General features: G+C 74.6%; 10 protein-coding genes and 1 pseudogene. 3 read left to right on the top strand and 8 right to left on the bottom strand.

The features are described 5' to 3' along the window. Positions 1-4 precede the first annotated feature (4 nt). The 8 genes and pseudogenes from ACZ6ZT_RS02915 to ACZ6ZT_RS02880 form a co-directional block, all read right to left on the bottom strand. A complete protein-coding gene (locus ACZ6ZT_RS02915; RefSeq protein WP_469714896.1) occupies positions 5-667 on the bottom strand; it encodes a spherulation-specific family 4 protein in 663 nt (220 codons plus the stop codon). Further along, positions 664-1,584 carry an NAD-dependent epimerase/dehydratase family protein gene (locus ACZ6ZT_RS02910; protein ID WP_469714895.1) on the bottom strand — a complete coding sequence of 307 codons (921 nt, stop codon included), beginning with the start codon at positions 1,582-1,584 and terminating at the stop codon, positions 664-666. The genes ACZ6ZT_RS02915 and ACZ6ZT_RS02910 overlap by 4 nt, the downstream gene beginning before the upstream one ends. 7 nt (positions 1,585-1,591) lie before the next feature. Further along, complete coding sequence (locus tag ACZ6ZT_RS02905) at positions 1,592-2,305, bottom strand: nucleotidyltransferase family protein (protein ID WP_469714893.1); 714 nt, start codon at positions 2,303-2,305, stop codon at positions 1,592-1,594. An 82-nt stretch (positions 2,306-2,387) separates the two neighbouring features. Continuing rightward, positions 2,388-3,389: a GDP-mannose 4,6-dehydratase gene (locus ACZ6ZT_RS02900; RefSeq protein ID WP_469714892.1), complete on the bottom strand. Its 1,002-nt coding sequence runs from the start codon at positions 3,387-3,389 to the stop codon at positions 2,388-2,390. A 62-nt stretch (positions 3,390-3,451) separates the two neighbouring features. Further along, positions 3,452-4,924 (bottom strand): hypothetical protein, encoded by a 1,473-nt coding sequence (locus tag ACZ6ZT_RS02895; protein WP_469714890.1) that lies wholly within the window; start codon positions 4,922-4,924, stop codon positions 3,452-3,454. A gap of 377 nt (positions 4,925-5,301) precedes the next feature. Then, a pseudogene (pelF, locus tag ACZ6ZT_RS02890) lies at positions 5,302-6,834 on the bottom strand (GT4 family glycosyltransferase PelF); the annotation flags it as partial. Between the two features lie 94 nt (positions 6,835-6,928). Continuing rightward, on the bottom strand, positions 6,929-9,085 hold the full coding sequence (locus tag ACZ6ZT_RS02885; RefSeq protein WP_469714888.1) for a hypothetical protein: 2,157 nt from the start codon (positions 9,083-9,085) through the stop codon (positions 6,929-6,931). 409 nt (positions 9,086-9,494) lie between these two features. Further along, positions 9,495-10,019, bottom strand: a complete 525-nt coding sequence (locus tag ACZ6ZT_RS02880) for a hypothetical protein (RefSeq protein WP_469714887.1) — start codon at positions 10,017-10,019, stop codon at positions 9,495-9,497. A 394-nt stretch (positions 10,020-10,413) separates the two neighbouring features. Between ACZ6ZT_RS02880 and ACZ6ZT_RS02875 the strand changes: the two genes are divergently transcribed. From ACZ6ZT_RS02875 to ACZ6ZT_RS02865, 3 genes are read left to right on the top strand one after another with little or no spacing between them, the layout of a single operon-like run. Then, on the top strand, positions 10,414-10,701 hold the full coding sequence (locus ACZ6ZT_RS02875; RefSeq protein ID WP_469714885.1) for a hypothetical protein: 288 nt from the start codon (positions 10,414-10,416) through the stop codon (positions 10,699-10,701). Continuing rightward, positions 10,698-13,256 (top strand): ATP-grasp domain-containing protein, encoded by a 2,559-nt coding sequence (locus ACZ6ZT_RS02870; RefSeq protein ID WP_469714884.1) that lies wholly within the window; start codon positions 10,698-10,700, stop codon positions 13,254-13,256. The genes ACZ6ZT_RS02875 and ACZ6ZT_RS02870 overlap by 4 nt, the downstream gene beginning before the upstream one ends. Continuing rightward, positions 13,253-14,617, top strand: a complete 1,365-nt coding sequence (locus ACZ6ZT_RS02865) for an MFS transporter (protein ID WP_469714883.1) — start codon at positions 13,253-13,255, stop codon at positions 14,615-14,617. Before ACZ6ZT_RS02870 ends, ACZ6ZT_RS02865 begins: the two co-directional genes overlap by 4 nt. Positions 14,618-14,702 lie beyond the last annotated feature (85 nt).

Raw genomic sequence — 14,702 nt, 5'->3', positions numbered from 1 at the left:
CCCTTCACGCCTCCGGTGTGGTGAGCGCCGGAGTGGGTTCGCTCCAGGGGTTGGGGAGCGCTCCGGTGACGGGGCCGCAGACGGCCGCGCCCCGTTCGCCCGCCGTGCGCACGGCGAGCGGGACGAGGGCCGCGGGGACCGCGTAGACGAGGTGGCAGAACCGTTCCGGCGGATGGCGGGCGGTCCACTCGGGCCGGCTGAACCCCGATACGTACGTGGACCAGTCGCCCTCGAACGTGACGACGAGGTCCGCCAGCCGCAGGTACCCCGGATCGGGGTGGACGCCCGGGTTGAGCACGACGGTCGCCGCGCCGAGCCCGCGCAGCGAGCGGACCAGGCGGCGGCAGGCGCGCAGCCCCTGCCGGTCGGCCGTCACCCGGTCCAGGAAGACGCCGTCGACCCCGTACCACTCCTGGTAGCGGAGGATCTCGACGCTGGCCTCGGCGCCCTCCCGTGCCCCGTACGCGGTGTCGACGTAGCCCAGCAGCCGGGCGCCGGCCGTGCGCAGGGCGGCCGCCGCCGCCGTGAACGCGGGGTCGGGGCGCGGGCCCGGACCGCTCGCGGGGTTGAGGACCACCGCGTAGGTCCGGGGCGCCGCCCCGATCAGCCGCGCCCAGGCTCCCGGGTCCTCCGCCGGGTGGACGTAGAGCGGAACCAGCAGGCTCATGGCACGCGGCTGCCGTCGCGGGAGGCGGCCGCCTGCCAGAGCGAGGCCAGCATGTCGTCCAGCCGCAGGGCCGGCCGCCAGCCGAGGGCCGTGGCCGCGGCGGTGACATCGGAGCACTGCCAGGACACCTGGGCCGAGCGGGCGGAGCCGGCCGCGCCGCCGGCGTCCTCCTCGATCCGCCCCTGGAAGCCGGCCCGGCGCGCCAGCCCGCGCACCAGGTCGCGTACCGGTACGGCGTCGCCCATGCTGACGTTCAGCACGGACGGCAGCGGCCCGGGCGCGGTGACGGCGAGTTCCACCGCGCGGGCCAGGTCCCGTACGTCGACGAAGTCGCGGTACGCGGACAGGTCGCCCAGCCGCAGTACCGCCGCCGGGTCGGCGCCGGCCGCGCGCAGCAGGCCCGTGAGCCTGCCGGGCAGACCGCCGGCCGGTGCGCCGGGGCCCACCGGATTGCCGACGCGGAGCACGACCCCGTCCAGGCCGGAGGTGGCCACGGCGACCGTACCGGCGAGTTTGGTGGCCCCGTACGGGCTCACCGGCCGGGTGGCCGCCGACTCCGCCACCCGGACGCCGAACGCGCCCGGCCCGTACTCGGCTGCCGAGCCCAGGTGGACCAGGCGGGCCGCCGGGGCGGCCTCCCGCAGCGCCGCGCACAGGACGGCGGGGCCGCGGGCGTTGACCTCCGCGAGCGTGACCGGGTCGCCGCCGGTCGCGCCCGCGCAGTTGACGACGGCGTCGGGGGCGGCCGCCGCCAGGGTCCGGGCGAGCCGACCGGGGGGGTCGGCGGCGAGGTCGACCGTGAACTCGGCGCCGGGCGAGCGCCCGGCGCCCAGGACCCGTACCGCCGGCAGGGCACGCAGCCGGTCGGCGACATGGGCGCCGAGGTAGCCGGTGTGCCCCAGGACGAGGATGCGCATGGCGTGCTCAGGCTCCCTTGAGCAGGAGGGACTTGCGGCTGGTGAACTCGGCGTTGGCCCGGTCGTAGTCGTCGGGGCGTCCGATGTCGAGCCAGTAGCCGTCGAAGTCGTAGGCGTGCGGCGGGTTCTGGGTCTTGAGGAGGTCGAGGACGAGTTCGTCGAAGCCGAGCGGCAGGCCGGGGGTGTAGCCGTCGAGGGTGTCGCGGCTCAGTCCGTACACGCCCATGGAGACCCGGTAGTCCACGCTGGGCTTCTCGGTGAAGCCGACGACACGGCTGGCGTCGGTGGTGAGCACGCCGAAGTCGATGCGCACCTGGCGCGGGTAGGTGGCGATGGTGAGCGGGGCGCGGGAGGCCTCGTGGCGGCGCAGCACGTCGGCGTAGTCGAGGTCGGTGAGGACGTCGCCGTTCATGACGAGGAATCTCTCCGGGAGCCGGTCGCGGAGGTTGAGCAGCGGGCCCATGGTGCCGAGGGGGCTCTCCTCGGTGGCGTAGTCGACGGCCATCCCCCACTGGGAGCCGTCACCGACGTAGGCGCGGATGATCTCGCCCAGGTGGCCGATGGCGAGGGTGCAGTGGGTGAATCCGGCGGCCGACAGCTGGCGCAGGACTATTTCGAGGATGGCGTGCTGGTCACCGATGGGGACGAGGGGCTTGGGGAGGGCAGTGGTGTAGGGGCGCAGCCGGACGCCCTTGCCGCCGGCCAGGATCACTGCGTACATGGGGAGTTCCTCCATCGGTCGGGTGATGAGCCGTGGTGGTGGGGGGACGTGGGTGAGCGGGGGGTGGGGTTGGCGGACGGTGTCAGACGTTGTAGATGCCGGTCTTGTAGCGGGCCAGGTGGGCCGGGTCGCGGAAGAACTCGACGGTGCGGGCCAGGCCCTGTTCCAGGCTGTGCGCGGGCTCCCAGCCGGTCGCGGCGGTGAGCCGGCTCGCGTCGGCGACGAGGCGCATCACCTCTGAGGCGGCCGGCCGCAGCCGCTCGGCGTCCTCGCGCACGTCGATCGGGGCGTCCATCACCTTGCCGATGAGCGCGACGAGGTCGCCGACCGAGATCTCCGTGCCCGTACCGGAGTTGAAGGTGCGGCCGACAACCTGTTCGGCGGGGGCGGTGCCGACGGCGAGGAAGGCGGCGGCGGTGTCCTTGACGTAGCTGAAGTCCCGGGTGGGGCGCAGGTCTCCGAGGGTGATGACGCGTTCCCCGGCCGCCACCTGGCCGATGACGGTGGGGATGACGGCGCGCATCGACTGGCGCGGCCCGAAGGTGTTGAAGGGGCGCAGGGTGACCACGGGGGTGGCGAAGCTCGCGTGGTAGCTGTCGGCGAGCCGGTCGCCGCCGGCCTTGGAAGCGGCGTACGGAGACTGCGTGTTGATGGGGTGGTCCTCGGTGATCGGCACGGTCCGCGCGGTCCCGTACGTCTCGCTGGTGGAGGTGTGCACCAGGCGGGGCGTGCCGAGGGCGCGGACCGCCTCCAGGACGTTGAGGGTGCCGGTGACGTTGGTGTCGACGTAGCTGTGCGGGGCCCGGTAGGAGTACGGGATCGCGATGAGGGCGGCCAGGTGGTAGGCGCAGTCGGCGCCGTCGAGCAGGCCGCGGACCGAGCCGGGGTCGCGGACGTCGCCGAGGACGATCTCCACCTGGTCCAGGACGTCGGGGGCGAGGGTCTCCAGCCAGCCGTAGGAGGAGAAGGAGTTGTACTGGGCCATGGCCCTGACCCGGTAGCCGCGGGCGACGAGGGACTCGGCGAGGTGGGAGCCGATGAAGCCTTCGGCTCCGGTGACGGCGGCGAGCGGTGCGGAGGTCAACCGACCTCTCCTTTCGGTGGGTGGTGCGTGCGTACGGATACGGGTGCGGGTGCGGCGGGGCGTCAGGCGTGCGGGGCGGGGCGGCCGAGGAGCCGCAGCGTGGCGCCGATCAGGCACAGCGCGGCGGCGCCGCAGCACAGCGGCAGGACCGACGGCCCCGGCGGCGGGCCGAACAGGGTGAGCGCGCCGGCGGTGCCCGCGGCCGTGAGGCAGATCAGGGCCGGGGTCCAGGCGACGGCGAAGGCCTGGAGCAGCAGGGCGGTCCACAGGGTGGCGGCGAGCAGCGGCAGGGTGGCCGGGCCCGCCCCGGTCAGCAGGGCGGCGGGCAGCAGCGGGAGGGTGTAGGCGAGCAGGCACAGGGCGAGCACGCCGGTGGCCCGCAGCCGGAAGGCCGCGGGGGTCGCGGAGCGGCCGAGCGCGGTGGCCGACAGGCCGCGGAAGCGGTAGAGCAGCCATTCGGCGGGCCCCATGCTCACGGTGAGCACGATCACCGCGTACGGTTCCCGGCGGCCCGCCAGCAGCACCAGCAGGGCGGCGGCCAGCCCGAACAGGCCGTACGGGACGGAGCGCGCCGGCCGGGGCCCGGCGGCCCCGCCGGCGGCGGGCGGGGCGGCGTACTCGGTGCGCAGGGTGCGGGCGGCGACGGCGAGGGTGGCGGTCAGGGCGAGGAAGACGAGACCGACGCGCAGCGGCGGGCCGGGTGACCACCAGGGCAGGACGGCGGTGCCCGCGACGAGCGGGGAGAGGGCGGCCAGCAGCAGCGTTTCCCGGCCCAGGACGAGCAGTACGCCCGCGGCGGCCAGGTAGAGCGACTGCGCGGCCGCGATGCCGGTCATCGCCGGGTCCGGGGCGGCGACGGCGGCGGCCGCGGTCGCGAGGGCGGCGCCGAGCGGGGCCCCCCGCAGCAGGGTGCGGGCGGCCTCGCGGCGGCCCACGACCATCCACAGGTAGGCGCGGTGGCCGAGGGCCTGGCCCCAGGCCCAGGAGACGACGCCCGCGGTGACGATCCCGGCGGCGTGCTCGCCGGGATGCCACAGGGGGGCGGTGAGCAGGTAGGCGAGGGCGGGCAGCGCGAACAGGACGCCGCGCAGCAGGCAGCGCAGGTGGTCGGGGCGCCAGGGGTCGGCTCCCGGGGCGGGCTCGGGGAAGACGCGGGGCACCCGTTCGTAGAGCGCGGCGGCGAGGGAGAAGATGTCGGGGTGGCCGTAGCCGCGGCGGATGGTGTCGGCGGACAGGCCGTCCGCCTCCAGCAGCGCGGCCACTTCGTAGGGGTGGACGGCGGGTCCGACGCGGTCGGCCATCTCGGCGGCCAGCTGGTTGACGGCCTCCCCGTAGTGCAGGGGGCCGGGGCCGGGCAGGCGCAGGGTGAGGGTGGTGGCCGGGTCTGCGCCGTCCGGTTCGGGCAGGCGCAGGGCGAGGGTGACGTGGTCGCCGGAGCGGCGCCGGCGTGTGGTGGGCCGTTTGGGCACGGCCAGCCGCAGCATCAGGGTGTCCTCGCGGCCGTCGGGCGGTTCGAGGTCGATGGGGCCGCTCATCCGGCGAGGCTCCCCGTGCTCGTGCCCGCCGTGGCCTCGTCGGGGCCGGGCCCGTCCGGCTTGGCCCAGGAGGGCACGGGCCGTCGCGCTCGCCCCCGGACGGGGACGGCGGCGTCGGCGCCGGGCCCTGCGGCACCGGGGTCCTGGGCGGAGCCGGCGCCACCCGGCCGCACGGCCGCAGCCCCGGCTCCCGCTCCATGCGGCTCCGCAACCCCCCGCAGGGGATGTGCGGCACCCGGTTCCGCCACCCCGGCCGCCCGGCCCGGCCGGCCACCAGCCGAGTGCGGCCCCGCCGCCACGAGCGCCGACCCGGCTCCCACCACATGCGGCCCCGCGACCACGAGAGCCGGTGCCGATGCCGATGCCGGGCGGGTGGTCGGGGTGGCGGTGTCGGGCCGGGATGCGGGCCGGGTCGTCGCCCGGGTTTCGGCGGGCGCCGCGATGCGGGGTCCGGTGGCCGACGCGCGGGCGAGGGACGGCAGTTCCAGGTAGATCGACCGGAAGGTGTCGATGGTCTGCCGCAGCGTGAACTGCTCGATCACCCGCAGCCGGGCCGCCGCGCCCATCTCGGCCCGCCGCGGGGCGTCGGCCAGCAGTTCCAGGGCGGCGGCGGCCATCGCGGCCGGGTCGCGCGGCGGCACCACGAGCCCCGCTTCGCCGACGGCCTCCCGTACGCCGCCCACATCGGTGGACACCGTCGCCCGGCCGCACGACATGGCCTCGATGAGCGTGAAGGGGAAGCCCTCGCTGATGCTGGAGAGCATCACGACGTTGCCCGCCGCGTAGGCGTCCTTGATGTCGTCGACGCGGCCCTCGAAGACGACGGCGTCGCCGTGTCCGAGCTCGCGGGCCAGTGCCTCGCACCGCTCCCGGTACGCCTCCCCGCCGCGCGGGGTGCCGCCGAACAGCCGCAGCCGGGCCTCCGGCACCCGCCGTCTGACCAGGTCGAAGGCACGGATCAGCGTCTCCAGGTCCTTGATCGGGTCGACCCGGCCGGCCCAGCTGAGCGTCGGGACCTGCGGCTCAGGGCCGGCCGGGGGGAACGCGGCGGGGTCGACGCCGTTGTAGACCGTACGTATGGACTCCGGTGCGGCGCCGCCCTCTTCCTCCCAGAGCCGGTTGTAGCGGTTGCCGGGGGTGATCAGGGCGGCCCGCCGGTAGGTCTCCTCGGCGAGGAGCCGGAAGAAGCCGAGGACGAGGGCCTTCACGGGCCAGCGGTAGGGCGCGGTGCGGTAGCCGATGTAGCGCTCGCGCAGGTAGACGCCGTGTTCGGTGAGCAGCAGCGGTACGTCGTACTGTTCCAGGCCGGCCAGTCCGGGCAGGACGGCGACGCCGCCGCTGACCGCGTGTGCGACGCCGTCCCGTGGCGGCGGCGTGGCGAGCGGGCGCAGGGCGTGTTCCAGCAGGGAGGTGGCGGTGAGCGCGTCGCGCAGTGTCGGCCGGGACGCGCGGACGGCCAGCCCCGGACGGTTCCACACGGCGGCGAGGAGGGAGATGGCCCGGTTGCCGCGCAGGAAGGGGCTGAGTTCCCCGTCGGCGGCGGCGCGGGCCATCGCGTAGAGCGCCGGGGCGAACCCGGCCTCGGCGCGCGGGTCGAGCAGCGCCGTGAGGAAGCGTTCGTACGCCTCGGCCAGCCTGCGTTCTGCGCGGCCGCGGGGGCGCCGGCCCTCGGGCGGAGCCCCCCACATGGGGACCGAGCGCACGTGGCGGACGTGCGCGGGGAGGTCCCAGGCCAGGGGTTCGCGGCCGGTGCCGGTGACGGCGATGACGTCGAAGTCGAGGTCGGGCATGCCCTGGACGAGCTGGTCGCACCAGACGCTGACGCCGCCGTGACTGTGCGGGTAGGTGCCTTCGGTGAGCAGGGTGACGCGCGTCGCGCCGGAGCGTCTCGCGCCGTGGTGAACGTGCATGGGTGAGCTCCACGGCCGGAATGTGGGGTGGCAGGTGTCGGACGGCCTGGCCGTCCCGGCCGCGCAAGGGGCGGCCGGGACTCGGGTACGCCGGTCAGCCCCGGTGGGTCGCGGGGCCGGTCTCGCGCACGGCCGCCGGGACGTACGTGCGCGGGGCGGGAGCGGTCCGCGTGGCCGGCCGGGCGAAGGGGGCCGGGCCGTGCTGCCCGCCGCTGCCGGCGGAGGCCGTCGCGGGCGCTGCCGGGAGGGTGAAGGCGAGCGGCGTCCCGGCGGAGGCGGTCCAGCCGGAGAGGTGGCCTGCGTACGGGCTGCCGAAGGCGGCGGTGCCCCGCGTGCTGCCGGCGAGGAGGGTCGCGGGGACCGCGAGGCCGTTCGGGGCCTGGACGGTGACGGTGTCACCGATGCGGTACGCGGTGACCTGGCCGTTGCCCACGGCGGTCTTCCAGGCGGCGCGGCGCTGGAGTTCGGTGCCGGCGTCCCTCATCCGGAGGTTCTCCACGGGGGTGTTGTCCGCGAAGAGGGCGGCGTAGCCGTCGAGGACCCCGTCGAGGACGGGGTAGGCGATGCGCTCCTCGGCCAGGTTCGACTGGTGGATGAAGTGCGGCTTGGGGTCGTTGCCGAGGACGTGGCCCAGGGCGGTGCGCACTTCCTGCGGCACGATGTGGCCGGCGTACCCGGTGGCCGTGTCGAGCGGTGCGGGCAGGCAGGTGGTGGTGTCGGCGTGGTCCTCGCAGACGCCGCTGCCGCCCTGGGAGCGGCGGGTGTAGAGCCAGTTGTACTCGTCGGTCTGCTCGGCGGCCCTGCCCGCGTTGTAGAAGACGTTGACCGGGTAGCGGGCGACGGTGGCGGCCGGGCCGACGGGGCGCTGGTCGGGGTCGCGGGAGTTGTCCGAGGCGAGCCATTTGACGCCGTTGTCGGCGAGGGCGGGCGCCAGGTTGGGGTTGTCCTGCGGCTGCTGCGGGAGGACCTTCATGCCCGAGTGCTCGCCGGTGACCAGCTCGTCGTTCTGGAGCGGCAGTCCGGCGCTCTGGCCCCAGACGCGGTTGAGGGCGATCTCGTCGCTGATGGCGGTGCGGCTGACCCAGGTGGTGGAGCCGCCCGGGTTGGTGGCGCACTTCCAGGGCACCGCGCTGACGTCCTGCACGCAGCCGAGGTAGGCGTGCGTGTACGTGTGGTTGATCCAGCGGAAGCGGTCGCGCTGGGCGATCAGGGTGTCGCCGAGGGCGTCGGCCCCGCCGTTGTCCTCGCGCTGGTCCAGGCTGCCGGCCCCGTTGTAGACCATGTCGAGGGTGAAGTGGTGGGCGCTCTGCCAGTCGGCGGCGTAGGTGGCGTCCGCGGCGGACATCCGGATCGGGTTCGGGGTGCCGGCGCCGTTCGCGCAGTCCACGTCGCCGGGCGTGCAGTTGAGCACGCTGTCCCAGCGGTCGTCGGCGGCGAAGACGTCGTCGACGTGCACGGAGAAGTAGTTGCGGGTGGCGCCCAGGTGCACGCCGCCGGTCATCCACTCGACGATGCCGCGGGCCAGCAGGCGGAACTGCTGCTGGTACTGGTTGTAGACGAAGGTGACGACGAGTTCACGCCGCCCGTCGTGCCGGTACTCGCCGATGAGCGAGCCCCTGCGCGACGTGCCGGGTATGGGGGCGTCGACGTACGGGGTGAAGTCGGCGCCGGGCGCGGGCTGCGCGAGGTAGGCGTAGCTCTCGCCGACGGTGGGCGAGGTGTCCTCGAAGGGGACGGCGCCGTCGAGGTAGTCGAACGGGCCCGTGCCGCCGGCGGCGGTGACCGCGGCCGCCACTCCGTCGAGGCTGCCCGCGTAGCCGCCGGCGGCGAAGTACTGGAGGCCGACCTGGGGCCGGGAGTAGGTGTAGGCGTCGACCTGCGGAATGCCGTAGGTCTGCTCGTAGGCGCTCAGGGCCGCCATTTCGGCCGAACCGGCCGTGAAGGGGTTGTCGTTGGGCAGGACGACGGCCTGGTACTTGGCGCGGGGCCGGCCGTCGACGGTGTCCGCGAGGAAGGAGGCGTCGATGGTGGGCCGTCCCCCTCGGGTGAGGTCGACCGTGGTGTACGGCGTTCCGGCCGAGTCCAGTTCGGCCGCGATGGCCGCGGTGGCCGGGCCGCCGTCGGTCACGACCAGCACCCGCAGGTCGGTGCGGGGTGCGGGGGTGTCGGCGTGGGCCGTCCCGGCCGGTAAGCCGAGCGCGGTGATCAGCGTGCCCACCGTGAGCAGGGCGGTGCGAATGGTCCGCTTCATGCGGTGAAGTCCCCTCCCAAGGCAGGGGTGAGCGCGGCTCCCGTGGAGCGGACCCACCCCTTGCGCGACGCCGGCGCCCCCTCAGAAGCCGGTCGTCGACGCATCCGTCGGGTCACATCGTGATGTCTCTGTGTAGCGTTTGTGATGGTCTCGCGGAAACCGGCGGAAAAGAGCAGGCGCACAACGGGGGCGCGCAACCGGGGTGTTGGTGGGTCCGGTACGGGCCGGACGCGGCGGTGCGGGCGGGGCCCGGCAGCGCGCGGTGCATGCGCGCTGGTCCGGGCCCCGGGCGGAAGTGCGGGCGGAACGGGCCGGTCCGTAGGCCGGACGCCAATGGTCGAGACCATGCGGATGACCGGCCTACGGCTATTTCAAGCCATGGCTTTCGAGGCGGTGGCCGGAGGGCCGGTCAGGCGCAGAGCACACGCGTCTCGGGGGTGTACACCGGGCCGCCGGTGGCGTTGCTGCTGTCGCTGAACTCCGCGTAGTAGTAGCTGTAGAAGCCGATGTTGCCGTTGCAGCCGGAGTCGGCCGCGACCTGGAGGGTCAGCGTGACGGTCCGGCTCTGGCCGGGCGGGATGGTGGCGCCGTAGTTCCCGCCGAGGTTGGCGGGACCGGTGCCGGAACAGGCGGCGGGGCCGGTGGCGGTGGCGACGGAGCAGCCGGTGAAGCCGTACTTCAGGTCGGGGCGCTGGTTGGTCAGCCAGGTGGGGTCGATCGTCTGGTAGACGAACCAGACGTCGTAGCTCTTGTTGTTGGTGAGCGTCATCGACAGCTGCACCGAGCCGCCCGGGGTGGTCGTGGCACTGCTCGTGCTGAACGTCAGCGCGGCCGGCGCCGGGTCGGCGCTCGCGGCGGGGGCGAGGCCGAACACGGCGAGGACGAAGGCGAGGACGGCGGCGAGGCCCAGACGGCCCGTCAGAGGTGATCTCATGGGCCGGGAGGCTAGACAGAACACCCGTACGCCGTCTGCCCCGCGGGGCACGCCCCGGACGGGAATCGGCCGGAAGTGTCCCTCTCGCGCAGGCGCTGCGGGGATCCCGTGAAGGAAGATCACACACCGTATACGGGCAGCACACGGACCGTACCGGAGGCATGGGCCGGGTGCACACTCCCGGCCGGGCGATGGCCCGGCCGTTTGGCGCACACACGACGTCCGCCCCCGCCGGGCCGCGCCGCGCCACCACCGGGGGGACGGCTCGCCCTCAGGCACCGGCGTGCACTCCGCCCGGCGCTCAAGTGCCGTTCGAGTACGGCACCAACGGGGCGCCGGGTCACTCGGATACGTTTCGAACACCGATGGCACGACCGCACGCGAGGAGGAGGAAATGAAGCAGTTCCTCGTCGCCCGCGCCGCCGTCGCGGCCCCCCTCGCCGGTCCGGCCGCGGTGCTCGCCGCCGGACCCGTACGCTCCGCGCTCCCCCGCGCCGCCGACGCGCGGGCGCCCGTACGCGACGCCGCTTCCCACTCCCCCGCCGACACGGCCCCCCGGGCGCGCCCCCGGGGCCCCGCGCCCGCCCTGCGGCCGTGCGGCCACCCCTTCGAATGCTTCCCGACCACCACCCAGTACGAGCCAGAGTTCCCTGCTGACGCAGGGGGAGATGAGAGCGAATGAACCCCGAGCGCACGCTGGTGCTCGTCGGTGCGACCGACGAGACCGTGCGGAAGGCCCACGACCTTGGGCTGAGCGTGCTGTTGCTCCAGCACCCGACCAAGGTGAGCGAGGAGCAGAACCGGCTCGTGGCGGCCGTGGAGGTCGTGGACTACACGGACTGGGCGCTGGTCGAGCCCCTGGTGCGGGCCTGGCACGAGAGCCCCGGTTTCGCCGCGGCCACCTCCCTGACCGAGCCGGGCCTGGAGGCCGCGGGCCGGATCAACGACCTGTTCGGTCTCGGCGGCACCGGCTACGAGGTCACCGCCCGGATCCGGGACAAGGCCGCGATGCGGCGCCACGTCGCCGAGCACGACCCCGAGCACGCGGTGGGCGCCCAGTCCCTGCTGGCCCGCGAGGACCTGGACGCCTTCGGCGCCTCGTACGGCTACCCGTTCATCGTCAAGCCCGTCGACGCGACCGCGAGCATCGGCGTCCAGCGGGTGGAGGGGCCGGCGGACGCCACCCGGGTCTGGGACGAGGTGGCCCGGCTCTCCGGGACCCGTACCGACCGGGTGTCCTCGCTGTTCGTCCTGAAGGACTTCCTGATGGAGGAGTTCCTGGACGGACCCGAGTTCAGCGTCGAGTCGTTCAGCTTCGCCGGGCGCCACGTGGTCGTCACGATCACGGAGAAGTTCACCTCCGACGGCCACTTCGCCGAGCTGGGCCACGCGGTCCCGGCCCGGCTGTCCGCGGCCGACGAGGACGCGGTACGGGACGCGGTGCGCGGCTTCCTCGACGTGATGGGCATGCGCGACGGCGTGTGCCACACCGAGGTGCGCCTGACCGCCAAGGGCCCGCGCGTGATCGAGGGCCACAACCGGATCGCCGGCGACGCCATCCCGGAGCTGGTGCGCAGCGCGTACGGGGTCGACCTGAGCACGCTGGCGCTCGCGCACCCCTTCGGCCTGGCCGAGGAGCTGCCCGACCGGCCGCTCGCGCACGGGGGCGCCTGCGTGCGCACCCTGGTCGGCGCGCCGGGCACCCGGGTGGAGTCCGTCGCCGGGATCGAGGAGGCGCGCGCCGCCGAGGGTGTCATCGACGTACGCGTCAGTGCCAAGCCCGGTGACGAGGTGCGGGCGCTCAAGGACAACTGGGACCGGCTCGGCCTGATCGCCGTCGCGGGCGCCGACGCCACCGACGCGATACGGCACGGGGCCCAGGTGATACGGGAGCACCTGCGGATCACCCTCGCCCGGCCCGACGGCACGACCGTCCTGGCGGAGCCGGCGGAGGTGGAGCGGCCCGCGAACCTGCTGGTTCTGCACCGCAATCCGCTGGGGCCGTTCCCGTACCGGTCCTGGCTGCCGGAGCACACCGGCGACATCGTCGTCCTCGCCGACCGCGGCAAGATCGAGCTGGCCGGGGAGAAGGTGCCCGACGGTCCCCTCGACTACACCCGGCTGGAGGTCTTCGACGACTTCGACGCCGACGAGGTCGATGCCCGCGCCCTCGAACTCGTCGCCGAGCACGGCATCACGGCCGTGACCGCCCTGCACGAGGCGGACACGCTGCGGGCCGCGCGGCTGCGCGAGCGGCTCGGGCTGCCGGGTGCCTGGTACGACGACGTGCTGCCGTTCCGCGACAAGGCGCTGATGAAGACGCGCGCGCAGGAGGCGGGCATCGAGACCGCCGCCTGGGCGCAGGCGCGGACCGCCGACGAGGCCCGCGCGTTCGTCGCCGAGCAGGACTTCCCGGTCGTCTTCAAGCACCGCCACGGCTTCAACTCCGTCGGCCTGCGCATCCTGCGGGACGCGGACTCCTTCGAGGAGTGCCTGACGGAGGTGTACGGCGCGGGCGAGCGGGACGACGTGCTGCTGGAGGCGTTCGTTCCGGGCCGCATGTGCCATGTCGACGGTCTGGTGGTGGACGGGCGCGTGGCGCTGGCCTGGCCCTCGCAGTACCAGTACGACCTGGCCTCCTTCGGTTCCGACCCGGGCCCGCGCATCGACCTCACGCTCGACGTGGACGACCCGCTGACGCCGCGGCTGCTCACTCTCGCCGAGGAGGTCCTCGGCGCGCTGGCCCCCGAGGGCTCCCGGCTGCGCGACTACGCCTTCCACATGGAGGTCTTCCACACGCCGGACGACCGTCTGGTGCTGTGCGAGAGCGCCTGCCGGTCGGGCGGCGCCAAGATCCGCGAGGTGTTCGACGCCCTGTTCGGCGTGCACCTCGGCGAGTACGCCGTGCGCGTCGAAGCCGGCCACGCCCTGCCCGAGGGCGTGGCGAAGCGGGACGGCGCGGCCGGGCTGCCGGCGCCGCGCTGCATGGCGGGCCAGGCGCTGATGATGAAGCAGCCGGGCCTGGTGCGCGCGCTGCCGCCGCGGCCCGAGGAGCCGTGGCTCGCCGGGTTCTGGCTGTACGCCGAGGTGGGCCAGGTCATCGCGCCGGCCGCCGGTTCCGCCGACTTCCTCGCCGCCGCGGTGGGTACGGCGCCGGACCGCACGGAGTGCGAACGGCGGCTGCGCGCGCTCGGGGAGTGGGTCCGCGCACACAGCGAGATCGGGGACGCACCATGACGAAGGGCCGCCTGTCGGCGAAGACGCGGTACATGCTGGGCATGGTGGTCGACGCCACCGGGGCCGGCATGTACCTGCCCCTGTCGCTGCTGTACTTCCACCACGTCACGGGGCTGCCGCTCACCCAGGTCGGCACCCTGATGACCGCCGCCGCCGTGATCGGCCTGGTCAGCAACCCGGCGGCGGGCGTCCTGATCGACCGGTTCGGCGCCCGCGCGGTCGTGACCGGCGGCTACCTGCTGCGGGCCGCGGGGTTCTGCACGTACCCGCTGGTGGACAACGGCGTCACGATGTTCGCCGTGATCCTGCTGGTGGCGCTCGGCGACACCTCGTACCCGCCCGCGATCCAGTCCTTCATCGCGGAGTTCGTCAAGGGCACGGAGCGCGACAAGCTGCTCGCCGCGCAGCGCAGCCTGCGCAACGCCGGTCTGGGCGTGGGCGGTCTGCTCGCGGGCGCCGTGCTGGCGCTCGGCAGCGACGCGTTCTACTACGTGATCGTGCTGTGCGCGGCGGCCGGTTACGTGCTGGCGGCCGTGTGCTTCGGCTCCATCCCGATCCCGAAGGCGACCGGCCCGGCCACCCGCGTCTCCCGCAAGGGCGGCTACCGGCTGGTGGCCCGCAACCGGCCGTTCCTGGGGCTGACCCTGCTCAACGTGCCGACGGCCTTCGGCTACACGGTGCTCGCGGTGGGCATACCGGCGTACGTGACCCAGGACCTGGGGGCGTCGACCTCGCTGGTGGGCGTCCTGTACGCGGTCAACACGGTCGGCATCGCGCTGTTGCAGATCCCGGTCACCCGGGCGCTGGTCGCCTTCCGGCGCACCCGGGCGGTGGCGTTGGGCGCGGTGGTGTTCGCGTCGTCGTTCGTGGCGTTCGCGGTCCTCGCCGCGGTGGGCGACAAGTCGGTCATCCTGATCGGGGTCTTCGTCGCGACGGCGCTGTTCACCGCGGGCGAGCTGATGCACGGGGCCACGGCCTCGGCGCTGTGCGCGCAGGCCGCGCCGGAGGAGACGCGGGGCCGTCACCTCGCGGTCTACCAGCTCTCGTGGGCGGTGCCCAGCGCCCTGGCCCCGGCCGTGCTGACGGCCCTGCTCACCCTGTCGCCGACGGCGATGTGGCTGGTCCTCGCGGCGGGCGCGACGATCTCGGCCCTGGGCGTCCTGCGCCTGGAACCGAAGCTCCCGGCGGAGGCGGTCCACCCGCGGCCGCGTACGGAGGCCGGCGGGCCGGCGACCGAACCGGTACCGGCCCCCGCGACGGCGCCCGTCCCGGCACCGGTGACGGAACCGGTACCGGCTCCCACGGCGTCGCTGGGCGAGCCGGCCACCGGCCCCGGCGCCGCGACACCGGCCCGCACCTGAACCCGGCCGCACCCGCTCCCCAACGGCCCCGCCCCGACCGCCTCGACGCGGCCGGTGCGGGGCCGTGGCGCACCCCTCCCCCTCG

Source organism: Streptomyces sp. NPDC102258 (assembly GCF_055584685.1).
The sequence above is the reverse complement of the archived record's forward strand: the minus strand, read 5'-3'. Positions and strand labels throughout refer to the sequence as shown.

Excerpts from the sequence above, each read along its gene's own strand:
- ACZ6ZT_RS02915 (WP_469714896.1), bottom strand. The coding sequence starts at position 667 with ATGAGCCTGCTGGTTCCGCTCTACGTCCACCCGGCGGAGGACCCGGGA.
- ACZ6ZT_RS02910 (WP_469714895.1), bottom strand. The coding sequence starts at position 1,584 with ATGCGCATCCTCGTCCTGGGGCACACCGGCTACCTCGGCGCCCATGTC.
- ACZ6ZT_RS02880 (WP_469714887.1), bottom strand. The coding sequence starts at position 10,019 with ATGAGATCACCTCTGACGGGCCGTCTGGGCCTCGCCGCCGTCCTCGCC.
- ACZ6ZT_RS02895 (WP_469714890.1), bottom strand. The coding sequence starts at position 4,924 with ATGAGCGGCCCCATCGACCTCGAACCGCCCGACGGCCGCGAGGACACC.
- ACZ6ZT_RS02905 (WP_469714893.1), bottom strand. The coding sequence starts at position 2,305 with ATGTACGCAGTGATCCTGGCCGGCGGCAAGGGCGTCCGGCTGCGCCCC.
- ACZ6ZT_RS02875 (WP_469714885.1), top strand. The coding sequence starts at position 10,414 with ATGAAGCAGTTCCTCGTCGCCCGCGCCGCCGTCGCGGCCCCCCTCGCC.
- ACZ6ZT_RS02885 (WP_469714888.1), bottom strand. The coding sequence starts at position 9,085 with ATGAAGCGGACCATTCGCACCGCCCTGCTCACGGTGGGCACGCTGATC.
- ACZ6ZT_RS02865 (WP_469714883.1), top strand. The coding sequence starts at position 13,253 with ATGACGAAGGGCCGCCTGTCGGCGAAGACGCGGTACATGCTGGGCATG.
- ACZ6ZT_RS02870 (WP_469714884.1), top strand. The coding sequence starts at position 10,698 with ATGAACCCCGAGCGCACGCTGGTGCTCGTCGGTGCGACCGACGAGACC.